Source organism: Pseudomonas sp. NIBRBAC000502773 (genome assembly GCF_006517195.1).
GTDB lineage: Bacteria > Pseudomonadota > Gammaproteobacteria > Pseudomonadales > Pseudomonadaceae > Aquipseudomonas > Aquipseudomonas marginalis.
This window is the reverse complement of sequence record NZ_CP041189.1, coordinates 248319-270830: the sequence shown is the minus strand read 5'-3', so window position 1 is coordinate 270830 and position 22512 is coordinate 248319. Positions and strand designations below refer to the sequence as shown.

The window sequence follows — 22512 nt, the reverse complement described above, 5'->3', positions numbered from 1 at the left end:
TGGGCTATCCATCTGATGGATGGGACCTATCCGAACAAACAATTTCCGGCATACCTGAGGGGTGAGTAAGGTTGGCCCATGTTCAGCCAGCCCCCTGTGAGGCCGGCCATAACAACAATAAATATGGAGAGCAGTCCTGTGCCCCACCTCACGCTTCCAAGCCTGTGTGCCCACTTCACTCTGCATCCAAGAGGAGTGCGTTGATGAGCGCCATCAAGCATGTGCTGATCGTCGGCGGTGGCATCGGCGGCCTCAGCGCCGCCATCGCCCTGCGCAAGTCCGGCGTAGTGGTCGATATTGTCGAAATCAGCCCCCAGGCCAAGGTGTATCACGTGGGTATCGTGGTCCAGGCCAACTGCATTCGCGCCATGGCGCAACTGGGTATTGCCGACGCGGCCGTGGCCGCCGGTTTCCCTTACAAGGGCCTGCGCATCTGCAACCAGCAGGGGGAGGTAAAAGCCGAACTCAGTGGTGCACGGCTGGCCGGCGAGCAGTATCCCGCGAACCTCGGACTGACCCGTCCGGCGTTGCATCAGGTATTGCTTGATGCGGTGGCCGCCAGTGGCGCCAACCTGCGTCTGGGCCTGACCTTCAGTGATATTTCTCAACATGAACACGGCGTCAGCGTGGGGTTCACCGACGGCAGTCGGGGTGATTATGACCTGGTGGTGGGGGCCGACGGTGTGTACTCCAAAGTGCGTACGACGATATTCGGCGAGCAGTACACGCCGCAATTCACGGGGCAGGGCGTGTGGCGCTACAACCTGCCACGGCCCAAGGACCTGCTCTGGTCGCACATGTTTGAGGGCAAGCCGGGCGGCAAGGCTGGCTACACGCCATTGACCGAAGACAGCCTGTACATCCTGTCGGTGTTCGAAGAACCCGGCAACCCGTTCTTCGACCCGGACACGCTGGCCGCCGAGTTCCGCCGACGCCTTGAAGGCTACGGCGGCCTGGTACCGGAGCTGAGCGCCCAGATCACCGACAACACCCAAGTGGTCTATCGCCCGCTGGAAGCCCTGTTGATGCCGGCCCCCTGGTACCGCGGGCGCGTGTTGTTGATTGGCGATGCCGCGCACGCCACCACGCCGCACATGGGCCAGGGCGCCGCGCAGGCGGTGGAGGATGCCGTGGTGCTGGGTGAACTGTGTGGCGCCGAGCTGAGCCTGGCCGAGGTGCTCGAAGGTTTCATGCTGCGTCGCTACGAGCGTTGCAAATTCATCAACCAAGGGTCCGTGCAGATCGGCGAGTGGGAGCAGCGGCCGACACCGGATGCCAACTTCGCCGGTTTGATGAAACAAATGATCGATGTAGTCGCCCAGCCTATATGACCCAAGGACATGCTCATGCAACGTAATCCGCTCAAAGGCTGGCAGGTCGACCGCGACGCTATCGGTTTCATCGGCCACGACCTGCAACGCCCCGAATGCATCATCGCCCAGCCCGACGGCAGCCTGTGGTCCGCCGACGCACGTGGCGGGGTGATGCATATTACTGCCAATGGCGAGCAGACCTTGTTGGCGCCCACGCAGGTGGAGGCGCAGGCGGCGTCCTTCGAATCGCGCTATGTGCAGTCCCAGGGCGCGTCGCTGCCCAATGGCCTGGCGCTGACGGAGCAGGGCGACTTCATCATCTGCAACTGGGGCCTGGACCGTATCGAGAAGCTCGACCTCCAGGGCCATGTCCAGGTGCTGTTTGACCAGCTCGACGGCAAGCCCCTGGGCAAGACCAACTTCCCTCTACGGGATCGCAAGGGGCGTATCTGGTTCACGGTGACGACCACGATGCAACCGTGGACCGACTCGATCAATTCCGGCGTGCTGGATGGCTACATCGGCGTGATCGACGCCCAGGGCATTCGCATCGTCGCCGAAGGGTTTGGCGGCACCAACGAAATCCGCTTCGACGACAACGAAGAATGGTTGTACGTGGTGGAAAGCAATGTGCGGCGAATCTCCCGCCTGCGCCAGCAGGCCGACGGCTCGCTAGGGGAGCGTGAAGTGTTTGGCCCGGCGGAGCTGGAGGGCTTTCCCGACGGTTTTGCCTTCGACAGCTTCGGCAACCTGTGGGTGACCTTGGTGATGAGCGACAAGCTGATTGCCCTGACCCCCGATGGCGAAGTACTCAACCTGCTTGATGACGGTAACCCGGTCGCCACAGCGTTGCTGAACCAGCACTACCGCGCCAAAACCCTCACCCCGCAGATCATGCAGGCTGCCCACGGCACACTGGCACCGTGGATGGCCAGCCTGACGTTTGGCGGGCCCGATTTGAAAACCGTGTACCTGGGCAGTCTGCAGGGCACACGCATTCCGTTTTTCCGGGCGCCACTGGCGGGCCAACCGCTGATCCACTGGCGCTGAATACCGAATAACAAGACAGGAACCGGCTCATGATTCGTTATCTGAAAAAAGGCAAACCGGCGGAGCACAAGGCGGCGCTCAACGCCCAGGTGCGCGACACGGTCGAACAGATTATCCATGCGATCGATCAGCGCGGCGAAGCGGCTGTGCGGGAGTACTCGCAACAGTTCGACGGCTGGAACCCGCCGAGCCTGCGGCTGAGCCAGGAGCAGATCCAGGCGTGCATAGACAGCCTGTCGCCCCAGGCCATTGAGGACATCACCTTCGCCCAGGCCCAGATCCGTCGCTTCGCCCAAATCCAGTTGCTGTCGATGCGCGACGTGGAGGTCGAAACCCTGCCGGGCGTGGTGCTCGGGCACAAGCACATCCCGGTGAGTTCGGTAGGCTGTTACATCCCTGGCGGCAAGTACCCGCTGCTGGCCTCGGCGCACATGAGCGTGCTTACCGCCAAAGTGGCCGGTGTGAAACGCGTGATCGCCTGTGCACCGCCATTCGATGGCCAGCCGTCGCCGGAGATCATCGCCGCGATGGCCATGGCGGGGGCTGATGAAATCTATGTGATGGGTGGCGTGCAAGGTGTCGCTGCCATGGCCCTGGGCACCGAGCACATCGAGAAGGTCGACATGATCGTCGGTCCGGGCAATGCCTACGTGGCCGAAGCCAAGCGTCAACTGTACGGTCGCGTCGGTATTGACCTGTTCGCCGGGCCTACGGAAACCATGGTCATCTGCGATGACACGGTGGATGCCGAACTGGTGGCGGTCGACCTGCTGGGCCAGGCCGAACATGGGCCGACTTCACCGGCGTTTTGCGTGACCACCAGCCGCCGTATTGCCGAAGAATTGCCGGCGGCCATCGAGCAGGTGCTCGCGCGCCTGGACACTGCTCCGGTGGCCAGTGTGGCCTGGCGCGACTATGGCGAGATCATCTTGTGTGACAGCGACGAAGAGATGCTCGCCGAATCCGAGCGCATCTGCTCTGAACACGTGCAGGTGATGACCCGCGACCCGGACTGGTTCCTGGCGCGCATGACTCACTATGGCGGCCTGTTCCTGGGGCATCGCACCAATGTGTCCTACGGCGACAAGGTGATCGGCACCAATCACACGCTGCCGACCATGGGCGCCGGGCGTTACACCGGCGGGCTCTGGGTGGGCAAGTTCATCAAGACTCATACCTACCAGCGGGTGCTCACAGACGAAGCCAGCGTGGCCATCGGTGAAGTCTGCTCGCGGTTGTGTGCACTGGAGCATTTCTCCGGCCACAAGGAGCAGGCGGATATCCGTGTGCGTCGGCTGAAGAAGGCCTCCTGATGGGCCGCCTGGAAGGCAAGGTCGCCGTCGTTACCGGAGCCACCGGCGGGTTGGGGGCGGTGATCTGCCATGCCCTGGCCCGCGCGGGTGCCAGCGTAGTGGTGGGGTACAACCGCTCCAGCGATGCCGCTCATACCCTGGTGACTGACCTGCCGACTGTTGCCGGTGGCCACCTCGCCGTGGCGGCACCTGTCACCGACAGCGCCATGCTCGAGCGACTGGCCACTCAGGTACAGAGGCACTTTGGGCGTTGCGACATTCTGGTCAATTGCGCCGGCACGACGCGGTTTGTCGCGCATGCCGACCTTGAGGGGCTGGATGACGGGCTGATCGACAATATCCTGGCCATCAACGTGCGCGGTCCGATCGCCTGTATCCGGGCCTTGGCACCGCTGCTCAAGGCCGGCGGCGATGGGCTGGTGGTGAACATCAGCTCGATTGCCGCGCGTACGGCCATGGGCAGCAATATTGCCTACTGCGCGAGCAAGGCGGCGGTGGACAACCTGACCCAGTCCCTGGCCCGTGCCCTGGCGCCTCAGGTAAGGGTGGTGTCGGTGGCGCCGGGGTTGGCCGATACGGAGTTCGTCCAGGGCCTGGCCCAGGGCTGGCGTGACGAGCAAGCCGCACGTACCCCGTTGGGTCGCCTGGCCTTGCCCGAAGAGGTCGCCCAGGCGGTGTTGGCCCTGGCCTGCCATCTGACATTTACCACCGGCGCGGTCATCCCAGTGGATGGCGGTCGGGCACTGAGCTGAGGAAGGCTGCCATGTTTGCGATCAAACCCCACCACGGCGGGATCAGCGTCCCCGACCTGGAGGCGTCCATCGGCTGGTACCGGCTGATGCTCGGTTTCGAGCTGGAAAGCCGCGCCTACATTGACCGGATCCCGGCGCATATCGCCTTTATCCGCTGCGGCGACTACCGCATCGAGCTGTTCCAGCTGGACCAAGCGCACCCGTTACCGAGCGAGCGTCGCGAGCCGCACCTGGACCTCAAGACCCACGGCCACAAGCACTTGTGCTTTGCCGTGCAGGATGCCGCGACTGCCTTCCACGCGTTGCGCGGCAAAGGTGCCGACATCGTTTTCGAAACGGTCATCGAAGGCACCCCCATGGGCTTTGTGCGCGACAACAGCGGCAATCTGCTGGAACTCATTGAATGCCCGGCCCTGTGGTCCGGGCCAGGAGCACACCGATGAAACTTGCAACCCTGAAGGATCACACCCGCGATGGGCGCTTGGTGGTTGTCAGTCGCGACCTGGGCCGCGCGGTGCTGGCCAGTGGAATCGCCGGCACCCTGCAGGCTGCGCTGGAAGAATGGACCCGCTGCGAACCGGCATTGCAGCAGTTGTCCGCAGCACTTAACGCAGGCCGGGCACCCCAGGCGTTCGCTTTTGACCCGCGCGCGGCCATGGCACCGCTGCCCCGTGCCTACCAATGGGCCGATGCCTCGTCGTTCCTCAACCACGGCAGCCTGATGGAGCGTGCGTACAATCTGGACATCAAGAAAGATCCCGGCGTGCCTATCATCTACCAGGGCGCCGGGGACGATTTCTTCGGTGCCTGCGACGATTACCCGGTGCCCGGCGAGGACCACCAGATCGATTTCGAGGGCGAGGTAGCAGTGGTGCTTGATGATGTGCCCATGGGCATTCAGCCAACGGCAGCGGCGGGGCATATCAAGTTGCTGATGCTGCTCAACGACGTGAGCCTGCGCGCGCATCTGTTCAAGGAGGTGAGTATCGGTTTCGGTCCACTGCGGGCCAAACCCAGTACGGTGTTTGCGCCGGTGGCGGTCACCCCGGATGAACTGGGCGAAGCCTGGCACGACGGCCGCGTCAAGCTGCCGCTGCATGTGCAGTGCAACGGCCAGCGTTTCGGCGAACCCAACGGCGATGAAATGGACTTCAGCTTCCCGGAACTGGTAATGCACCTGGCTCGTACCCGCAACTTGCGCGCCGGTACGGTGCTGGGCTCGGGCACCTTCTCCAACCGTGACTACACCGCCAAAGGCTCGGCCTGCCTGGCCGAGCGACGTGCAATAGAAGTGATCGAGCAGGGTGAGGCGAACACGCCTTTCCTGAAATTCGGCGACCGTTTGCGCTTTGAAATCTTTGGCCTGGACGGGCAAAGCCTGTTCGGCGCCATCGATCACCGGTTTGTTCCAGCCCCCGTGCAGGAGCACTGACATGCATGTATTGATCACCGGCGCCAATGGTTTTGTGGGCGCCACCCTGGTACGTCGCTTACTGGCCGATCCCTATGCACTGCCGGGCTGGACACGTTTGACCCTGCTGGACCTGGCGTTTCCTCAGATACCGCCGGACCCCCGCGTGCGCTGCCTTGCCGGCAGTATCGCCGACCTGCGGTTGCTGGCCGATGCCCTGGAAACGCCGGTCGATATCGCCTTCCATTTGGCGAGCATCCCCGGTGGGGCCGCCGAGCGCGACTACAGCCTGGGCCGTCGAGTCAACCTGGACGCCACGCTGGCGTTGCTGGAAGGGCTCAAGGATCAACCCAGCCCGGCGCGTGTAGTGTTCGCCAGCACCATCGCAGTGTATGGCTCGCCCTTGCCGACCGCGGTAGACGACCACACGCGCCTGCACCCGCAATTGAGTTACGCCACCCAGAAATTGATGGGTGAGTTGCTGATCGATGATTTCAGCCGCCGTGGCTGGATCGATGGCATCAGCCTGCGCTTACCGGGCATTGTGGCCCGCCCGCCGCAACCTTCCGGGTTGTTGTCGGCGTTCATGAGCGAGGTGTTCTGGGCGCTGGCGGCGGGCACGCGTTTCGAGTGCCCGGTATCGCCGCAGGCGCAGGCCTGGTGGATGTCGGCGGCACGCTGTGTCGATAACCTGCTGCACGCCGCTACGCTGGCGCCCGAGCGACTGGTGGCGCGGCGAGTGTTCGCGCTGCCGGTGTTGCACCTGAGTATGGCGCAGTTGGTCGACGGGCTGTGCAGGCGTTTCGGCGAAGACCGCCGTGCACAGGTGGAGTACCAGCCTGATGAACACCTGGAGGCGAATTTCGGCCGCTATCCGCCCTTGCATGCCGAGGCATCCGAAGCCCTGGGCTTGCGCCATGATGGAGGCATCGAGCAACTGATCGAGCGAACCCTGCAGTTGTAATACCCAAGCGTGCGTTTCACCCTTTAATAATAACAATCCGGAGAGGCCATGAACGCTCCTACCCGCGTCACCCAGTCAAAGGCGACCCTCGCTACGTACCTGTTGTTGTTGATCAACTGTCTGTCACCGATGGCGGCCATCGTGGTAGCGCCGAGCCTGCCACAGATGCAGGCGCATTTTTCCGACGTGCCTAACGTCGAGTTCCTGATCCCGGTGGCACTGACTATTCCCGGCTTGCTGGTGGCGTTGCTCAGCCCGCTGGTGGGCGTGTTGGCCGATCGGTATGGGCGCAAGCAATTGCTGGTGGCGTCGATTGTCGGCTACGGCGTGTTCGGCCTGATGCCGATGTTCCTCGACTCGCTCTACGCAATCATCGTCAGTCGTATCGCCCTGGGCTGCGTGGAGGCGGTGGTGGTGACCATCAGCACCATGCTGATCGGCGACTACTACAGCGGTGCGCAACGCCAGAAGTACCTGGCGCTGCAAACCACCTTTGCGTCGTCGTCGGCGATCCTGTTCTTCATGGTAGGCGGCGCCTTGGGTGAACTTGGCTGGCGCATGCCCTATGTAGTCTACGCGGTGCCCCTGGCACTGGCGCTATTGAGCAAGGTCATGCTGTGGGAACCGCGCGCAGCCAGCATGGCGTCGGACGAAGAGCAGGCGCGCAACAACGTGAGCTTTCGGCCGTTGCTGATGCTGGGGATTTGTGTGGTGACCTTCATCGGCGCGGTCATGTTCATGATCCTGCAGATCCAGATGGCCTACCTGCTCGGGGACATCGGCGAACCGTCCCCGCAGACCGCCGGCCTCGTCGCGTCGGCGTGCAGCGTGATGATCGTGCTGGGTACTCTTAGCGTGCACCTGCTGACTCGCCTGGGCCTGCGTACCCCCCATTGCCTGGCCCTGGCCTTTGGCCTGATCGCTACCAGCTTTCTGTTGATTCCGGCGATGCACACCTGGCAGGCAATCATGGTTGTTGCACTGATCAACGGCCTGGGCTGCGGCCTGATGTTGCCCACCCTGGCCATCTGGAACATGCGTGAACTGCCGTGGCAGCGCCGCGGGTTGGGCACTGGCATGTGGTACGGCAGCTACTGCCTGGGCATGTTTTTCAGTCCGATCCTGGTCGTGGCCGTTGGCAAGGTCAGCGGAAGCCTGGCCACCACCATTGGCTGGGCCGGCTGGCTCTGCCTGCCGGTGGTACTGCTGGCACTCGGCGCCAGCCTGGTGAAGTGCCGGGCGGCACGCAACCTGCGCCTGACCGGCGTCAATCTCGAAGACGCCTGACCCTGGAATGACCGAACACTCCGGTGCCCTGGTACCGGAGCAGGCCCCCTTATCTCATAAAAACAACAAAAGAGACTGAACATGACGATTCGAATGGTGGTTGGTTGTGCATTGATCATCGTGACGGCAGGCCCCGCCCTGGCTGCCGACGCGCCGAGCGACGAGTACCCGAATGAAAAAGTCGGTCCGCGCGTATTGAATGTGGAGCCCAATGTGCCACCCAAAAGTGGCAAGCTTCTTGAGGCGCAGGGCAAGTGGCTCAACGACCATGGTGTGAGCCCGCACCTGTCGATGACTGAGATTTACCTGCGCAACCCCAGCGCCGGCCTGTACACCGGTAACCACGAGTCACTGACCATCTTTGCCATCGGCGCCGACTTCAACCTCGACAAGCTCATTGGCCTGCCCGGTGGGACGATCCACTTCGAGCAGCTGTACGTGCCCTGGACCAGCAACCTGGACTACGGTCGGCAGGTGGGTGATGTGATTGCCGGTAAACCGGGCCCTTACATTCCGAATGTCAGCCACCTGAGCCTGTTCACCTACGAGCAGAAATTGCTCGACGACAAGCTGTCCATCGAAGCGGGCAAGAGCAACGCCGGCAACTACTTTGCGCTGCCGCTGTGCAACGTGCCGCTGGGATGCGTGAACGCGATCCTGCAGGACACGGCCGGTATCAACCCGCCGCCCTACGCCAACTGGGGCGCGCGCGTCGGCTACGATTTCAGCCCCGCCGTGCGCGCGCAGGTCGGTGCGTGGCGCAGCAACAATGCCTATCCCTTCACCAATGGCTGGGAGCGCGACGTCGGCGAAAGTGGCGGCACCTTGAGTACGGTGTACCTGGCGAACCTGGCCTATCGCACCGACTACCGCATGCAAGCCTACCCGCAAACGTTCGAGGTGCTGGGCTTTCACAATAACGGGCAACAGACCGACCCCTATTTCACGGTCAACGGCACCTCGAAAGTCACTGACACAACTGCCGCTGCCGATACCCGCAAGGGCGTGACAGGTTTCTACCTGGGCGCCAAGAAAACCGTCTGGCGCCAGGACGGCGGCGCCACCCAAGACCTCAACCCAACAGCGGTAGCAGCCTATGCCAGCTTGACCCACACACTTGATGAAGGCACCACCAATGGCGTCGGCACCCAAGGCAACGCAGGGCTGATTCTTTCCGCACCCTTTCGCAGCCGACCGTTCGACAGCTATTCGGTGAACGTCAACTGGGCACAACTGACCAGTCGCGAGCAACGCTTCCTTGAAGAGGCTCACGCGGCATCGGGCGGTGGCAGTTACCGCCCCGGGCGCAACGAGTATGCGGTCGCGCTGGACGCCAACTTCATCCTCACCGACAGCATCGTTCTCAGCCCCTTCGTGCTGCGTACGTGGGGAGCCAGCAGTTGGTTGAACCCCTACACCGGCGTCAACCCGCGCGATGGTTATGCCGCCGGGCTGCTGTTGCATGTGCAATTCGACGAGATGCTGGGTTTGAACAGCCGTCACTGATTCGTCGCACTCCATGGCGGGCGTCTGAAGCCATCCACGCCATGGATAGAACCCATGTCGACAAACGATTAGTCGGCATGGGCCGGGCTTCTTACTCTGGCCTTAGACCCCTGTTTGATGAGGACACAACCATGCAGCGCAATTTCACTTTCCAGGAGACCTGAGATGGCGATCATCGGCATCGACACCCTGTTGTATGGCGTCGAGGACCTGGCCCTGGCCTCGCGCTTCTTTGATGATTTCGGCCTGGTGCGCCTCAGTGCCAACGATCAGGAAAGCCTGTATCGACTGGAGGAAGGCTCGACCATTATCGTGCGCGAAATGCATCACCCCTCTATTCCGGCGTCGCGCTACGAAGGCTTCGGTGTGAAGGAGACCATCTGGGGCGTGGACAACGCTGAAAACCTGGCGCGGCTGGTCGCCGACTTGTCCAGCGACCGTGAGGTTCTCCTGGGCGAGGATGATGCCTGGCACTTTCTCAGCGATTGCGGCCAGGCCTTGGGGCTTCGCGTGTTCAACCGCAGGAAAGTCACTTACGCCCCCGACCCGGTCAACGCTGCCGGCAACGTCAACCGTCTCAACCAGCACCGCAAATGGCGCACGCGGGCTCGACCTAAAACCATCAACCACGTGGTGTTTGCCGTGGATGACTATTGGCAGAGCTTTGCGTTCTTTCGCGACCGTCTGAACTTTCGCCTGTCCGACCATCAGAAAGGCGTGGGTACCTACCTGCGCGCCGACGGTGCCAATGAGCACCACAACACCTTCCTGCTCAATAACAAGGCACCGGGGGCGGGCGGGGTGCCGCGTTTTCATCACGCCTGCTTCGGGGTCGAGGACTTCGACGAGGTGATGGTCGGCTCCAATTACATGACCCGACGCGGTTGGCAGCATGGCTTTCTCGGTACCGGCCGCCACCGCATCGCTTCGGCAATCTTCTGCTACTTCAACTCACCCACCGGTGGTGAGGCCGAGTACGGCGCCGACACCGATTACCTCGACGACAGTTGGGTACCGCGCGAATGGGAGTTTCGCTTCGGCACGGCCCAGTGGATGGGCAACCCGCCTGCGTTCATGCAGGACGACATTCCCTGGGACGTGACCTTTTACCAGGGCGAATTCCCGGCTATGCGCCGCTGATTTTCACAAGGATTGACCCATGAGCATGTTCCAGTATTTCGAAACCAATTATGTATGGAGCCTGGCAGTTGCGGCAGCCATCGAGATGGGCGGCAAGATCGGCGAGATCGACACCATGTGCCGGCCGCTGCTGGAGGTAGCCCGCCAGGGTGACGATGCGGGCACCCAGGCGTTTATGGCCGCCTGGGAGGCTGGAGGCGACAACCTGGTGGCCTTGGCGCACGAAGACAAAGCGGCCGGCAGGTGGCTCAGCGCCGGTGACAAGTTGAACCGTGCGGCGGTATATTTCATCACTGCCGAGCGTATGCAGGCTCACGGTTATGCGCCTCGCAAAGCGTTGTACGCCAAGTTTCTGCGCACCTTCGCCGAAGGCGTCGAACTGTCTGGCGAAAATACCCGGCGTTTTGAAATTCCCTACGACGGTGCCCATCTCGCCGGGCTGTTCACCCCGGCTGAGGGCGTAACTGACGCGGCGCCGTGTCTGGTGGTGATCAATGGCCTGGACAGCACCAAGGAGATGGTCTATCGCGCCGGGCTGTTCCCGCAATTGCTTGCCAAACGCGGCATCGCCAGCCTGTTCATCGACCAGCCCGGCACCGGCGAAGCCCTGCGCCTGCATGGTATGACCGCAGTCGTCAACACCGAACTGTGGGCCAGCCCGCTGATGGACTACCTGCAAACCCGCTGCGAAATCGACCCGCTGCGTATCGGCTTGCTGGGGGTGTCCCTGGGTGGGTATTACTGCCCGCGCGCTGTAGCGTTCGAACCGCGCTTTGCCCTGGGCGCAGTGTGGGGGGCGAACCATAACTGGGGCGAAATGCAGAAGCGGCGCCTGTCCCGCGAAGGTGAACGACCGGTGCCGCACTACTGGGAGCACGTGTGCTGGGTGTGGGGTGCGAGCAGCATGGAGGCGTTCATGACGCTCGCCGAGCAGGTGCACCTCAACGGGGTAATGGAGCGTATCAAGGTGCCGTTCCTGGTGAGTCATGGCGAGGCCGACCGGCAGATTCCGCTGGCGTACGCGCATCAGTCCTATGACCAACTCACCAACAGCCCGGATCGCGAATTGAAGGTGTTCACCCCGCGTGAAGGCGGTATCCACCACAGCAGCCTGGACAACACCTCGAACGCCGGCGCCTGGATTGCCGATTGGGTTGCTGAGCGCCTGGGCGGTACTACCCACTTCGGGTGAGCGCTCAACAACGGTCTATTTCGGGGCTTACTGCTCTTTGCTGCAATCCCGCGGCGTGATGCCTTTCTCCTTGGCGTACTGCGCCGCCGAAGCTTCGATGATCGGCCGCAGCAAGGCGCGGTCGGCCTGTACCCAGTCGCTGATCAGGTTCCAGCGTTGGCCATCCCATTGCTGGAAGCGCACGGCGCCGCCGCCTTCGTGGTCGGCGCAGGAGAGTTTCAGCGGTTGCACCAGGCCCTTGGCGCCCAGGGCCTGCAGGCGTGCGTCGTCGAGGTTCAGGTGTTCGAAGCCCCAGCGTACCTGCTCGCCGGTCAATGGTTTTTGCCCGTATTTTTCCTGGGCCAGGCGCAGGGCTTCGACGTTGAGGATGCCGTTGACCACGCCCAGGTTGTAATACACGGTGCCGAAACGCTTGGGGTCGGCCAGGTTGCCCTTGCCGGCGTCTACCACGCTTTGCTTGATCCCTTGCAGCACCGGGAAGTCGGTGCCCGACGGGTGGGTGGTGATCGAGATAAAGCCCTTGGCGGCGGCACCGGCCGGTACCACGTCTTCTTCGGAGTTGCTCCAGATATTGCCGATGATGTGATCGGCCGGGTAGCCGACTTTCTGCGCGGACTTGAGCGCCACCGGGTTCATCACACCCCAGCCGCGCAGGATCACCCAGTCGGGCTTGAGGCGCCGGATGTTCAGCCACTGCGATTGCTGCTCGTTGCCGGGGTGCGGCACTTCCAGCAGGGTCAGTTCGAAGCCGGCGTTTTTCGCCAGGGTTTCGAGCACGCCATTGGTTTCCTTGCCGTAGGGCGAGCCGTGGTAGAGCACGGCGATTTTCTTGCCCTTGAGCTTGTCGGCGCCGCCTTCGCGTTGGCCGATGTAGTTGATGATCGCCGAGACTTCCGAATACGGGTTGAGCTGCAGCGGGAACACGTAGGGGAACACGCTGCCGTCGGTAGAGTCGGTGCGGCCATGGTTGATGGTGATCAGCGGCAACTTGTCGGCCGTGGAGCGATCCAGGGTGGCATAGGCGATGCCGACTGACAGCGGGTTGGTGGCGGCGGCCGGTGCACCGTTGAGCCCACCCTTGAGGCGCTCGTAGCATTCGACGCCTTTTTCCACCACGTACTCGGTTTCGCACTCGCTCCAGGTCAGCTTGACGCCGTTCACCCCGCCCTTGGCATTGATGTATTGCAGGTAGTCGATAAAGCCACCGAAGAAACCGGTGCCGCCGGCGGCGTACGGGCCGACCCGGTAGCTCTGCAAGGGGAAGTATTGTTCGTTGGCAGCCTGGGCGCCGGCCGTGAGCCCGGCGGTGATCAGGGCCAGGCCCAAGGCCAGGCGGCGCAGCGATAAGCGGTGTGTCATGGAGGTCATTCCTGGGGGGTTATTGAGTTCAGTAACGCAGCGGCCAGACCCTGGCCCGTTGACGAAAGCGCTGCCACAGACGGGCCAGCCCCTCCGGTTCCTTGATCAAAAACGCGATGATCAGCGCGCCAAACAGCATCTTCTGGATGTTCTCCAGCTGTCCGGCATCCATCAGCCCAACGGGCAACAGCGCGAAGAGATTGGCCAGCAGGATCGGGAACAACACGATGAATGCCGCGCCAAGGACGTTGCCGAGCACGCTGCCCAGGCCGCCGATAATGATGATGAACAACACCTGGAACGAGCGGCTCAGGTCAAAGCCGTGGGGCTCGACCGTGCCCAGGTAGGCGAACGCCCACAGTGAACCGGCGATGCCCAGGTAGAAGCCGCTGATGGCAAACGCCAGCAGCTTGGCCTTCAACAGGCGAATGCCGATGACGGCAGCGGCGGTGTCCATGTCGCGCACCGCCATCCAGTTGCGGCCCAGTTCGCTGCGCACCAGGTTCTTGCCCAGCCAGAACAGCGTCACCACCACGGCCAGCGTCAGCACGTAGCGGCCACGCGGTGAGCTGAAATCCAGCCCGGCAATCAGCAGCGGCGGTGAGGTGATCACGCCCGAGGCGTTGTCGTTGGTAAACCAGCTGAAGCGGGTGAGCACCCACTCGACCACGAACTGCGCGGCCAGGGTCGCCACCAGCAGGTAAAAGCCCTTGATACGCAGGCTCGGCAAGCCGAAGAACACCGCCACCGCTGCAGCGATCACGCCGCCCAGGGCAAAGCTCACCAGCAGCGGCAGGCCGGGCACCCGCAACTGCAGGTTGTAGGCGGCAAACGCGCCCACCGCCATGAACGCCGCCGAGCCGAGGGAGAGTTGCCCGGCATAGCCCGTCAGCAGGTTGAGCCCAAGCCCGGCCAGCGACAGCACCAGCAGCGGCACCAGGATTGCGCTGAACCAGTAGTCATTGCCCAGCCAGGGCACCGCAAAGAACGCCACGCCCAGCAGCAGCCACAGCGCGACGCGGTCCTGGCGCAGGCGAAAGGTGCGACGCTCGGCCGCGTAGGAGGTACTGATTTGACCGACTTCTTGATACAACATGCAGGCATTTCCCCAAGGACAATCAAACCCGTTCGATGGCGCGCTCGCCGAACAACCCGGCAGGCCGCACCAGCAGGAACAGCAACGCGAGGACGTAGGGCACCCAGTTCTCGATGCCGCTGCCGATGATCGGGCCGAGGTAGATCTCGGCGACTTTCTCCGCCGCACCGATGATCAGGCCGCCGACAATCGCCCCGCCGATGGACGAGAACCCGCCGATGATCAGCACCGGCAGCGCCTTGAGCACCACCAGCGAGAGCGAGAACTGCACCCCCAGGCGTGCGCCCCAGAGCAACCCGGCCACCAGGCCGACGAACCCGGCCACCGCCCACACCAGCGCCCAGATGCGCGGCAGGCGAATACCGATGGCCATGGACGCCAGCGGGTCATCGGCCACCGCACGCAACGACAGGCCCACCCGCGTCTTGTTGAACAGCAGCGACAGCACGATCACCAGCGCGGCGGCGGTGCCGGCGGCAAACAGGTCGAATTGCGAAAGCAGCATGCCGCGGATTTCCAGCGGCTCGTCGGCGATGCCCAGGTCCAGTCCGTGCACCTGCGCGCCCCACAGGAACTGCGCAAAGCCCTCGATCATGTAGGACAGCCCAAGGGTCGCCATGAAGAGGATGATCGGTGGACGATTGACCAAGGGCCGCAGCACCACTTTTTCGATCAGCAGCGCCAGCACCACCATGCTCGCCAGGGTGATCAGGAACGCCCAGGCGAACGGGAAGCCGCGCTCCAACAGGCTGACAAACGTCAGCGCGGCGAACAGCACCATGGCACCCTGGGCAAAATTGAACACGCCGGAGGCCTTGTAGATCAGCACAAAACCAATCGCCACCAGGGCATACATCACGCCCGCCAGCAGCCCGCCGATCAGCACTTCGAAGAAAAATTCCATGTTCAGGTCCCCAGGTAGGCGGCGATGACATCGGGGTTGGCGCGCACCTGTTGCGGGGTGCCGTCGCCGATCTTGCGACCGTAGTCGAGGACCACCACGTGGTCGCACAAGCCCATGACCACGCCGATGTCGTGTTCGATCAACACCACGGTGGTGCCGAACTCGCGGTTGATGTCGCGGATGAACTGGCTCATCTGGGCTTTCTCCTGGGCGTTCATGCCGGCCATGGGTTCATCCAGCAACAGCAGGGTCGGTTCGGCGGCCAGGGCGCGGGCCAGCTCGACACGTTTTTGCAGTCCATAGGGCAGGGTGCCGACCAGCACGTGGCGCCAGGGATGAATCTGCAGGAAGGCAATCACCTTTTCCGCGTGCAGGCGGTGGGCGTCGTCCTCCCGTGGCGCACGGCCCAGGCGCAGCATCTGCTCCAGCCAACTGCTGCGGCGCTTGAGGTTGCGCCCGGTGAGCACGTTGTCGAGCACGCTCATGCCCTTGAACAGCGCGATATTCTGGAAGGTCCGCGCGATCCCGCCTTCGGCCGCCTGGTGCGCGCGCATGCGCCGCCGGGTCTGGCCGGCGTAGTGGATGCTGCCGCTCTGGGGGTGGTAGACCCCGTTGATCACGTTGAGCAGCGAGCTTTTACCCGCGCCGTTGGGGCCGATCAGGCCGCAGATGTCACCGGCCTTGACCTCGAAACTGATGGAGGTGATGGCCTTGATGCCCTTGAACGACAGGGAAATGTCATCGAGCCGCAGTAATACCGCTTCAGTGGGTGTGGGCATGGAAGGCTCGTCAGGCAGATTGAGGCAGCAAGTGGTCGCTGGGTTCGTGGCGGGTGGACGGCTCTTGCCAATGGCCGGGACGAATGCCCAGGGCCGCAAAGAAGGCGGCACTTTCCGGATGCAGTGGCGGCCCGACCAGCAAGGGCACGCGCAGGCGGCTCATGCCCAGTACATCCAGCAACGGCCGACGCACCAGCCAATGGCCCAGCCAGCGGCGCACGGGGGAGGGGGTCGGCTGCATGGCCCAGTCGTATAAACGATGGCTGAAGCTGTCCGGCAGTGGCAGGCGTTCACGCACCCATTGCTCCAGGCGCCCATAGGATTCGCGGGTGCCCAGCACCAGGGTCGGGCCCAGCTCGCGGCGGTCGGTGTCGCGGGTGGCGAGGGCCTCGGGGAAGTTCAGCCGAAAGCCGGCGTGCAGCCAGGGCGCGAGCAGATAGCGTGCCTGCCCGCTGGCGGCAAACACCCGTGCGGCGAGGGCTTCGTCGTCGGCGCCGAGGTGTTCGCGGTCGACCAGCGTCCGGCCTCCCGCGAGCAGTTGCCCATGGGTCAAGTGCAGGGACGTGTCGGCATGAAAGACGAAGGCGGTGTCGCTCGGCTGCGGGGCGTGGGCGGGTGGCGGTGCATCGGCACGCAGCTCGGCATAGTCGATCAAATCGACGTCTGCGAACTGGCTCAGGCCACGCCCGTCAAGAAATACCACCACCCCGCGTTCACTGAGTTGTTGCAGCGCTTCCAGGTCTTGCACGAGCACGAAGCGCGGTCGCAGCCCGGCCAGCAGCGCCCGGTTGTCGCGGTCCGGGTCGAGCAGCGTGACGCTGGCGCCCAGCCATTGCGCGGCCAGCGCCAGCAGCAACGCTTCGGGGCGCGCCTGGCTGAGGATCAACAGGTTATCGTCAGGCCCGAAGCGGCGTTGATGCAAGGCGGCGGCGAGCTGGCTGACCTCGTCAGCCACCGCGCTCCAGCTACGCTCATGCCAGATGCCCAGGCGCTTGAAGCGCAAGGCAATCGCCGAGCCTCGGGTGTGGGCTTGGCGCAACAGCGCCTGGGGCAGTGTCTGGGGCATGGGGGTATCCTTCGTCAGTATGCGAAGGCGATTGCACGCGTCATGCCAGAGGATTAAATGCTTTTATTTCAAGGGGATATGTGGATTTTTTGGGAAGGAGGCGTGTGTTGATTCAGCACAAGCTGTCCAAGCAGTGTTGTTGGGCCAACAGCGATGGGGCCATTGCTGGAGCGCTACCTGTCGCCGGCAGGGCTCCAGCTTGTCACGCCGGGATAAGCCCCGCGTCCCGATAACTCTGGACCAGTTCGTCGTACAAACTGAGATCGGCCCGGGTGCGGGCAATCAACTGCGCGCCGGCAATGGCGGTGTAGATGGCACGCGCGCGACGCTCGCAGGCCTCTGCACCCGCGGGTTCGATCTCGGCAAGCAATGCCGCCAGCCAGGCTACGTTGGTATCGGCAAACGTCAGTATTTCTTTCTTCACCGGCTCCGGCAGGTCCTGATATTCGGCCGCCATAAAGCTGGACAGGCACAAGCGGTTGCCGTCTTCGAGTGATTTTCGAAAGATGCTCGGATAAGCACGCAGGCACTGCAGCGGATCTGGGTTCTCGCTGCGTATCGCCGCGAGGGCGCTGGCAGCGTCTTCCCAATAGCGCCTGGCGACGGCTGCGCCAAGATCGGCTTTGCTCGGGAAGTGGTAATAGATACTGGCGTTCTTGATCCCCACCGTTTCGCCGATGCTGCGGAAGTTGATGCCACTGTAGCCGTAGTGCTGAGCGGCGAGTCTGGCGGCTTCCAGAATCGCTTCGCGGGCATTTTCACTCACGTGTGGATTGCTCTTCAGTGGGGGGAGGGGCGAATTCTACGCTGATAAGGTTTTACCTGCCAACTGGTAGGTAATGCTTGACGGCCTGAAATAATACCTCCAGTCTTTACCTACCACTTGACAGGTAGGCGAGCAGATCATGACGTTCCAACAACCACAACCCGACGTATCCCAACCGCCGTTGATGAAAATTTATGATTGGTACAACGGCCCCTATCCAGCGCGTGTTCGTATAGCGCTGGCCGAGAAAAATCTGTTGCCGCGCGTTGAGTTCGTGTCGGTCAACCTATGGAAAGGGGAACACAAACAACCTGCGTTCCTGGCCCTCAACTACTCTGGCACCCTGCCAGTGCTGCAACTGCACGACGGCACGTTCATCGCTGAATGCACGGCTATCACCCAGTACCTGGACACGCTCGATGGCAACCCGACCCTCACCGGCAGGACGCCGACCGAGCAAGGCCTGATCCACATGATGACCAAGCGCGCAGAGATTGAATTGATGGATGCGGTCAGCGTGTATTTCCATCATGCCACCCCTGGGCTTGGGCCTGAGGTCGAGCTTTATCAGAACGCCGAATGGGGCATGCGCATGCGGGACAAAGCGGTCAGGGGGATGCACTATTTCGATAACGTGCTCAAGACCCGCGATTTTGTGGCGGGCGATGCCTTCTCGATGGCCGATATCGCGTTACTCGGCGGCATGATCTTCGCGGACCTGGTGCAATTGCCGGTGCCGCAGACGTGTGAAGCCCTGCGCGCCTGGCAGGCCAGGGTCAACGAGCGACCTAGCGTTCAGGCCTGGCGTGCAATGGTTGCACAACCGCACTGAGGGCAACGGCCCGCATAGCTGCCGCCAGCCCGGTCGCTGCGCTGGTGAGGGGCAGCGGGCCGGCTGTTACCTGCACGGCGGCCGCGCTCATCGACGCCTGGCCCAGCGCAACCCGTGTCATTCCATCCCTATAGGCGGCATCGGCAGCTTTGGCGATTGTCGCCAGGTAGCCGTCGATGTCACCCGCCTTGAACAAGCGCCATGCCCCCGAAACCAGCCGCACTTCGACGACCGCGTTCGATTGCAGCGCGGCCTTGTGAAACAGCCGCGCGGTAGGTTCGAGGGTGGTTTCCACCGCGCACAGCACCGCAATTTTTCCGCCAGCCTGAACCGCCGAGGCGGCCAGCGCTTCGTCTGTCCTCAGGATCGGGACACTGCTGGAGATACCTTCAACGACCGGACCCAGGGTCGAGCAGGTGAGCACCACGGCGTCGGCCTGTTCAGCCAGCGCAAGCAGGGCTGATGCGGTGGATGCGCAGATGTCGGCGCTCAGATGACCGGCGTTTTCGGCAGCAGCCAACAGGTCGGCGCGCACTTCATGGCGTAGCACATCAGCGCCGATACCCAGTGCTTTCGCGGCGGATTCAAAGACGCCGATGTTGCTGGCTGCGGTATGAAGGCAGGCTATGCGCATGGGCTGTTTCCAGTGCTGAAAATGTCGACGATGGTTAAGATGCAGCCCGCACTCACCTAACGCAAGGACAGGGTATGCCGCTGATCATGGAACGCGTAGAACAGGCCCGCAACGGCACTAACGACAAAGTCATCTGCCGCATGCCCTCAGGCTGGGCAGTGATGGGCGATGTGCAATTCCTGCCTGGCTACTGCCTGCTATTGCCCGACCCGGTGGTCGCCAGCCTGAACGACCTGGATGCCGACGCCCGTGCGACCTACCTGCTCGACATGGCGCGCATCGGCGACGCGGTGCTGCAAGCCAGCGGTGCGTCGCGTATCAACTACGAGATCCTGGGCAATTCGGAGCCGGAGTTGCATTGCCATATTTTCCCGCGCTACGCCTCGGAACCGGATGACAAGCGCAAGATGCCCGTTTGGTTTTATGACTGGAAAAATGCGTTGCCGTACGCGGAAGACGTGCATGGGGATCTGCGTAAGGCTATCGCGCAATTACTGGCAGGCTGATGCGTTTACCCTGCGATGTCGTTCAGTTCTGCCAGCACGTCGTACGTCAGGTCCAGTTCGGCTACGGCGAGGTTTTCTCGCAAATGAGCGATCGATGAGGTCCCCGGAATCAGCAGGATATTCGCTGAGCGACGCAGCAACCACGCCAGGGCCAGTTGCTTTGGCGTTACGCCCAGGCGCTGGGCAACGTTAGTCAGTGTCGATGATTGGACCGGGGTAAATCCGCCTAGGGGGAAGAACGGTACATAGGCGATGCCGTCCCTGGCCAGCTCATCGATCAAGGCGTTGTCGTGTTGGTGGGCGATGTTGTACAGGTTCTGCACGCAGACGAACTCAATCAGGCCACGGGCTTCGGCCACTTGCGTCGGCGTGACGTTGCTGATGCCGATATGGCGTACCAGGCCCTGCTGTTGCAGTTCGGCGAGTGCGGCCAGGGGCGCTGCGATCGAGCCTTCTGCCGTGCCCATCAGGTTGTGGGTGCAACGGAAATTGACCACATCCAGCACGTCCAGGCCCAGGTTACGCAAGTTGTCATGCACGGCCTTGGTCAGTTCCGCCTTCGATGCTGCGCCATGCCATCCACCTTGATCGTCGCGACGGGCGCCGATCTTGGTGACGATCGTGAGGTCGTCCCGGTAAGGATGCAGCGCCTCGCGGATAATTTGGTTGGTGACGTGCGGTCCGTAGAAATCGCTGGTATCGATATGGTTCACACCGGCTGCGACGGCCTCACGCAGTACCGCCAGGGCCGCATCCCGGTCCTTGGGCGGGCCGAATACACCCGGCCCAGCCAGTTGCATTGTGCCGTAGCCGATGCGGTTGACCTTATGGTCGCCAAGGGTGAAGGTGCCGCTGCTTGCCAGGTTGCTCATGACTGCTGCTCTTGCTTGAACTGAATAAGGCCCTAATATGAAGGATCCTTCAGATTTTGGAATTCGCATTCCATGAGCACCGTCAAAGCGTCATTGAAACCAAGAAAATCAGCGGTTCAAGCACGCTCCGCGGCAACCGTCGAAGCATTGCATGAGGCAACCCTTCAGGTTTTGACCCAGCAGGGCCTGGTGCGCTGCACCACTACGCGGGTGGCGGAGCGCGCGGGAATGTCGGTGGGCAGTCTCTACCAGTACTACCCAAATCGCGATGCGTTGCTCGCCGCCATTCTGGAAAAACACCTGGTGCGCGTGGCCGATAGCGTCGAACTGGCGTGCTTCGGGCTTCAGGGCGCGTCGGTTGCGGAGATGGCGGGCGGCCTGGTCAAGGCATTACTCACCGCAAAATTGCGCGAACAGGCGGTATCCAAGGCGCTGTATGCGATCGCAGCCGAACGCGGCGGGCCGGAGTTGGTTGCACGTATCAACCTGCGCATGGTGGGCGCGATTGCGGCCATGCTGGCAACGGCGTCCGACGCCCACTTTGACGACCCTGGCCTGGTCGCGGCGATCTCGCTGAGTGCCATCGTCGGTCCGGTGCGCACCCTGCTTGAGGGGAACGCCGCGCCTGCGTTCGAGGCTGCGCTGGAGCAGCAAACCACCTTGATGCTGAGGGCGTATCTGCAGGCTCATCAACCCCCGACCCCAAGGAAGACCCATGCGTGAACGAAAGGCTGCACGACTGCTGGTGATCAACCCCGCGCACGAAGTACTGCTCTTCAGGTTCATCCATAAAGACGGCGCACTGGCCGGTCAAAATTACTGGGCTACCCCTGGCGGCGGTGTCGAACCGGGGGAGACTTTCGAGGCCGCTGCCATCCGCGAGCTGCGCGAGGAAACCGGTATCCAGGTGCAGGCCGTTGCCGCGCCTATCGCAGAGCGCCGGTTTGCGCTGATGCTGCCCAGCGGTGAAACGGTGTCGGCCGTCGAGCACTACTTTGTGGTGCACACCGCCAGCACCGAACTGTCCAGGGCTGAGTGGACGCTGGAAGAGACCCAGGTGATGGCGGACCATCATTGGTGGTCGGCTCAGGCGTTGCGTGCCACCGAGGAAACGGTCTGGCCTGAAGCGCTGGTTGACATGCTGGTGCAAGCCGGCGTGTTCAGCGCATAGCGCCGAGAATCCCGGCCGTTTCGACCACCCTGGCGTAATCCATGGCCAGGTTGCTCAGCGACAGCGCGTGCACGTCCTCCGCTGGCCACAGGCGCCCGGACCCATCGGTTTGATCGAAGGTGTAGCAGGCGTCTGCGGCGACGAGCACGTCAAAGCCCAGGTTGCCGCCTGTGCGTGCCGTTGCTTCGACGGAGTTGTTGGTGATCACCCCGGCGATCACCAGTTGCTTGATCGAACGCGCGTGCAGCCAGCGTTCCAGCCCGGTGGCGATAAAGGCACAGGGTACGTTCTTTTCCACCACGTGTTCGAGGGCCAGTGGTTGCAGCGCAGGCTGAAATTCGCAGCCCGGCTGGCCCGGCCAGAATACCGAGCCGGGGGTACGGGAGATGTGCCTGACGTGCACCACAGGCCGCCCCGACTGCCGCCAGGCGCCGAGCAATTGCTGCAACTGTTGCTCGGCCTGCGGGTTGTTGCGGCGCCCCAGCTTCGGGTCATTCATGCCCTGCTGCATGTCGATGAGCACCAATGCAGCGTTGGTGGCTAACGGTTCCATGGCACGTCCTTTGGCTCGTGAGGCACAAAACATAGCAGCCATTGAG

At 62.7% G+C, this 22512-nt stretch carries 24 protein-coding genes; 15 read left to right on the top strand and 9 right to left on the bottom strand.

Annotated features, from left to right (window positions below):
* Window positions 1-203: 203 nt before the first annotated feature.
* From NIBR502773_RS01115 to NIBR502773_RS01065, 11 genes are all read left to right on the top strand, one after another.
* On the top strand, window positions 204-1331 hold the full coding sequence (locus NIBR502773_RS01115; protein ID WP_065942097.1) for an FAD-dependent oxidoreductase: 1128 nt from the start codon (window positions 204-206) through the stop codon (window positions 1329-1331).
* 15 nt (window positions 1332-1346) lie between these two features.
* Window positions 1347-2363: an SMP-30/gluconolactonase/LRE family protein gene (locus NIBR502773_RS01110; RefSeq protein ID WP_115488349.1), complete on the top strand. Its 1017-nt coding sequence runs from the start codon at window positions 1347-1349 to the stop codon at window positions 2361-2363.
* A gap of 29 nt (window positions 2364-2392) precedes the next feature.
* Window positions 2393-3676, top strand: coding sequence for a histidinol dehydrogenase (hisD, locus tag NIBR502773_RS01105; RefSeq protein WP_027608478.1), 1284 nt, complete (start codon window positions 2393-2395; stop codon window positions 3674-3676).
* Window positions 3676-4428 carry an SDR family NAD(P)-dependent oxidoreductase gene (locus NIBR502773_RS01100; RefSeq protein ID WP_065942099.1) on the top strand — a complete coding sequence of 251 codons (753 nt, stop codon included), beginning with the start codon at window positions 3676-3678 and terminating at the stop codon, window positions 4426-4428. Before hisD ends, NIBR502773_RS01100 begins: the two co-directional genes overlap by 1 nt.
* Before the next feature lie 11 nt (window positions 4429-4439).
* Window positions 4440-4871 carry a VOC family protein gene (locus tag NIBR502773_RS01095; RefSeq protein WP_065942100.1) on the top strand — a complete coding sequence of 144 codons (432 nt, stop codon included), beginning with the start codon at window positions 4440-4442 and terminating at the stop codon, window positions 4869-4871.
* The gene (locus NIBR502773_RS01090) at window positions 4868-5860 is read left to right on the top strand and encodes a fumarylacetoacetate hydrolase family protein (RefSeq protein WP_065942101.1); all 993 of its coding nucleotides are present in this window, start codon (window positions 4868-4870) and stop codon (window positions 5858-5860) included. Before NIBR502773_RS01095 ends, NIBR502773_RS01090 begins: the two co-directional genes overlap by 4 nt.
* Before the next feature lies 1 nt (window position 5861).
* Window positions 5862-6803 (top strand): NAD-dependent epimerase/dehydratase family protein, encoded by a 942-nt coding sequence (locus NIBR502773_RS01085; RefSeq protein WP_065942102.1) that lies wholly within the window; start codon window positions 5862-5864, stop codon window positions 6801-6803.
* Between the two features lie 48 nt (window positions 6804-6851).
* On the top strand, window positions 6852-8090 hold the full coding sequence (locus tag NIBR502773_RS01080; protein WP_027608473.1) for an MFS transporter: 1239 nt from the start codon (window positions 6852-6854) through the stop codon (window positions 8088-8090).
* A gap of 81 nt (window positions 8091-8171) precedes the next feature.
* Window positions 8172-9596 (top strand): carbohydrate porin, encoded by a 1425-nt coding sequence (locus NIBR502773_RS01075; protein ID WP_027608472.1) that lies wholly within the window; start codon window positions 8172-8174, stop codon window positions 9594-9596.
* A gap of 165 nt (window positions 9597-9761) precedes the next feature.
* Window positions 9762-10736 (top strand): VOC family protein, encoded by a 975-nt coding sequence (locus NIBR502773_RS01070; protein ID WP_115488345.1) that lies wholly within the window; start codon window positions 9762-9764, stop codon window positions 10734-10736.
* 25 nt (window positions 10737-10761) lie between these two features.
* The gene (locus tag NIBR502773_RS01065; RefSeq protein ID WP_141157811.1) at window positions 10762-11928 is read left to right on the top strand and encodes a S9 family peptidase; all 1167 of its coding nucleotides are present in this window, start codon (window positions 10762-10764) and stop codon (window positions 11926-11928) included.
* Window positions 11929-11955: 27 nt separating this feature from the next.
* Here the strand turns inward: NIBR502773_RS01065 and NIBR502773_RS01060 are convergent, their stop codons facing one another.
* The 6 genes from NIBR502773_RS01060 to NIBR502773_RS01035 form a co-directional block, all read right to left on the bottom strand.
* Window positions 11956-13287, bottom strand: coding sequence for an ABC transporter substrate-binding protein (locus NIBR502773_RS01060; protein ID WP_027608469.1), 1332 nt, complete (start codon window positions 13285-13287; stop codon window positions 11956-11958).
* A 28-nt stretch (window positions 13288-13315) separates the two neighbouring features.
* Window positions 13316-14383: a branched-chain amino acid ABC transporter permease gene (locus NIBR502773_RS01055; RefSeq protein WP_115488344.1), complete on the bottom strand. Its 1068-nt coding sequence runs from the start codon at window positions 14381-14383 to the stop codon at window positions 13316-13318.
* Window positions 14384-14405: 22 nt separating this feature from the next.
* Window positions 14406-15287 carry a branched-chain amino acid ABC transporter permease gene (locus NIBR502773_RS01050; protein ID WP_090403615.1) on the bottom strand — a complete coding sequence of 294 codons (882 nt, stop codon included), beginning with the start codon at window positions 15285-15287 and terminating at the stop codon, window positions 14406-14408.
* A 2-nt stretch (window positions 15288-15289) separates the two neighbouring features.
* Window positions 15290-16066, bottom strand: coding sequence for an ABC transporter ATP-binding protein (locus NIBR502773_RS01045; protein WP_141155115.1), 777 nt, complete (start codon window positions 16064-16066; stop codon window positions 15290-15292).
* A 10-nt stretch (window positions 16067-16076) separates the two neighbouring features.
* Window positions 16077-17132, bottom strand: coding sequence for an AMP-binding protein (locus tag NIBR502773_RS01040; protein ID WP_141155114.1), 1056 nt, complete (start codon window positions 17130-17132; stop codon window positions 16077-16079).
* Between the two features lie 202 nt (window positions 17133-17334).
* Window positions 17335-17898: a TetR/AcrR family transcriptional regulator gene (locus tag NIBR502773_RS01035; protein WP_141155113.1), complete on the bottom strand. Its 564-nt coding sequence runs from the start codon at window positions 17896-17898 to the stop codon at window positions 17335-17337.
* Between the two features lie 139 nt (window positions 17899-18037).
* Here NIBR502773_RS01035 and NIBR502773_RS01030 point away from each other — a divergent pair, with 139 nt between their 5' ends.
* Window positions 18038-18730, top strand: coding sequence for a glutathione S-transferase family protein (locus NIBR502773_RS01030; RefSeq protein WP_141155112.1), 693 nt, complete (start codon window positions 18038-18040; stop codon window positions 18728-18730).
* Here the strand turns inward: NIBR502773_RS01030 and NIBR502773_RS01025 are convergent.
* Entirely contained in the window at window positions 18687-19364 is a 678-nt protein-coding gene (locus NIBR502773_RS01025; protein ID WP_141155111.1) for an aspartate/glutamate racemase family protein, read from the bottom strand. The two genes, NIBR502773_RS01030 and NIBR502773_RS01025, sit on opposite strands and share 44 nt — an antisense overlap.
* A gap of 74 nt (window positions 19365-19438) precedes the next feature.
* On the opposite strand from NIBR502773_RS01025, the gene NIBR502773_RS01020 reads away from it, so the two are divergent.
* Window positions 19439-19870: an HIT family protein gene (locus NIBR502773_RS01020; RefSeq protein ID WP_141155110.1), complete on the top strand. Its 432-nt coding sequence runs from the start codon at window positions 19439-19441 to the stop codon at window positions 19868-19870.
* Between the two features lie 5 nt (window positions 19871-19875).
* Here NIBR502773_RS01020 and NIBR502773_RS01015 read toward each other — a convergent pair whose 3' ends face one another.
* Window positions 19876-20742, bottom strand: a complete 867-nt coding sequence (locus NIBR502773_RS01015) for an aldo/keto reductase family oxidoreductase (RefSeq protein WP_141155109.1) — start codon at window positions 20740-20742, stop codon at window positions 19876-19878.
* Between the two features lie 72 nt (window positions 20743-20814).
* Here NIBR502773_RS01015 and NIBR502773_RS01010 point away from each other — a divergent pair, with 72 nt between their 5' ends.
* Window positions 20815-21465, top strand: coding sequence for a TetR/AcrR family transcriptional regulator (locus NIBR502773_RS01010; protein ID WP_141155108.1), 651 nt, complete (start codon window positions 20815-20817; stop codon window positions 21463-21465).
* Window positions 21458-21913, top strand: a complete 456-nt coding sequence (locus NIBR502773_RS01005; protein ID WP_065942113.1) for an NUDIX hydrolase — start codon at window positions 21458-21460, stop codon at window positions 21911-21913. The genes NIBR502773_RS01010 and NIBR502773_RS01005 overlap by 8 nt, the downstream gene beginning before the upstream one ends.
* Here the strand turns inward: NIBR502773_RS01005 and NIBR502773_RS01000 are convergent.
* Window positions 21903-22466 (bottom strand): cysteine hydrolase family protein, encoded by a 564-nt coding sequence (locus NIBR502773_RS01000; RefSeq protein WP_141155107.1) that lies wholly within the window; start codon window positions 22464-22466, stop codon window positions 21903-21905. The two genes, NIBR502773_RS01005 and NIBR502773_RS01000, sit on opposite strands and share 11 nt — an antisense overlap.
* Between the last annotated feature and the right edge of the window lie 46 nt (window positions 22467-22512).

Coding starts and splice junctions, on each gene's coding strand:
- NIBR502773_RS01015 (WP_141155109.1), bottom strand. CDS start 20,742: ATGAGCAACCTGGCAAGCAGCGGCACCTTCACCCTTGGCGACCATAAG.
- hisD (WP_027608478.1), top strand. CDS start 2,393: ATGATTCGTTATCTGAAAAAAGGCAAACCGGCGGAGCACAAGGCGGCG.
- NIBR502773_RS01040 (WP_141155114.1), bottom strand. CDS start 17,132: ATGCCCCAGACACTGCCCCAGGCGCTGTTGCGCCAAGCCCACACCCGA.
- NIBR502773_RS01065 (WP_141157811.1), top strand. CDS start 10,762: ATGTTCCAGTATTTCGAAACCAATTATGTATGGAGCCTGGCAGTTGCG.
- NIBR502773_RS01095 (WP_065942100.1), top strand. CDS start 4,440: ATGTTTGCGATCAAACCCCACCACGGCGGGATCAGCGTCCCCGACCTG.
- NIBR502773_RS01020 (WP_141155110.1), top strand. CDS start 19,439: ATGCCGCTGATCATGGAACGCGTAGAACAGGCCCGCAACGGCACTAAC.
- NIBR502773_RS01055 (WP_115488344.1), bottom strand. CDS start 14,383: ATGTTGTATCAAGAAGTCGGTCAAATCAGTACCTCCTACGCGGCCGAG.
- NIBR502773_RS01085 (WP_065942102.1), top strand. CDS start 5,862: ATGCATGTATTGATCACCGGCGCCAATGGTTTTGTGGGCGCCACCCTG.
- NIBR502773_RS01000 (WP_141155107.1), bottom strand. CDS start 22,466: ATGGAACCGTTAGCCACCAACGCTGCATTGGTGCTCATCGACATGCAG.
- NIBR502773_RS01005 (WP_065942113.1), top strand. CDS start 21,458: ATGCGTGAACGAAAGGCTGCACGACTGCTGGTGATCAACCCCGCGCAC.
- NIBR502773_RS01025 (WP_141155111.1), bottom strand. CDS start 19,364: ATGCGCATAGCCTGCCTTCATACCGCAGCCAGCAACATCGGCGTCTTT.
- NIBR502773_RS01075 (WP_027608472.1), top strand. CDS start 8,172: ATGACGATTCGAATGGTGGTTGGTTGTGCATTGATCATCGTGACGGCA.
- NIBR502773_RS01110 (WP_115488349.1), top strand. CDS start 1,347: ATGCAACGTAATCCGCTCAAAGGCTGGCAGGTCGACCGCGACGCTATC.
- NIBR502773_RS01030 (WP_141155112.1), top strand. CDS start 18,038: ATGACGTTCCAACAACCACAACCCGACGTATCCCAACCGCCGTTGATG.
- NIBR502773_RS01090 (WP_065942101.1), top strand. CDS start 4,868: ATGAAACTTGCAACCCTGAAGGATCACACCCGCGATGGGCGCTTGGTG.
- NIBR502773_RS01080 (WP_027608473.1), top strand. CDS start 6,852: ATGAACGCTCCTACCCGCGTCACCCAGTCAAAGGCGACCCTCGCTACG.
- NIBR502773_RS01050 (WP_090403615.1), bottom strand. CDS start 15,287: ATGGAATTTTTCTTCGAAGTGCTGATCGGCGGGCTGCTGGCGGGCGTG.
- NIBR502773_RS01100 (WP_065942099.1), top strand. CDS start 3,676: ATGGGCCGCCTGGAAGGCAAGGTCGCCGTCGTTACCGGAGCCACCGGC.
- NIBR502773_RS01115 (WP_065942097.1), top strand. CDS start 204: ATGAGCGCCATCAAGCATGTGCTGATCGTCGGCGGTGGCATCGGCGGC.
- NIBR502773_RS01045 (WP_141155115.1), bottom strand. CDS start 16,066: ATGCCCACACCCACTGAAGCGGTATTACTGCGGCTCGATGACATTTCC.
- NIBR502773_RS01070 (WP_115488345.1), top strand. CDS start 9,762: ATGGCGATCATCGGCATCGACACCCTGTTGTATGGCGTCGAGGACCTG.
- NIBR502773_RS01060 (WP_027608469.1), bottom strand. CDS start 13,287: ATGACACACCGCTTATCGCTGCGCCGCCTGGCCTTGGGCCTGGCCCTG.
- NIBR502773_RS01010 (WP_141155108.1), top strand. CDS start 20,815: ATGAGCACCGTCAAAGCGTCATTGAAACCAAGAAAATCAGCGGTTCAA.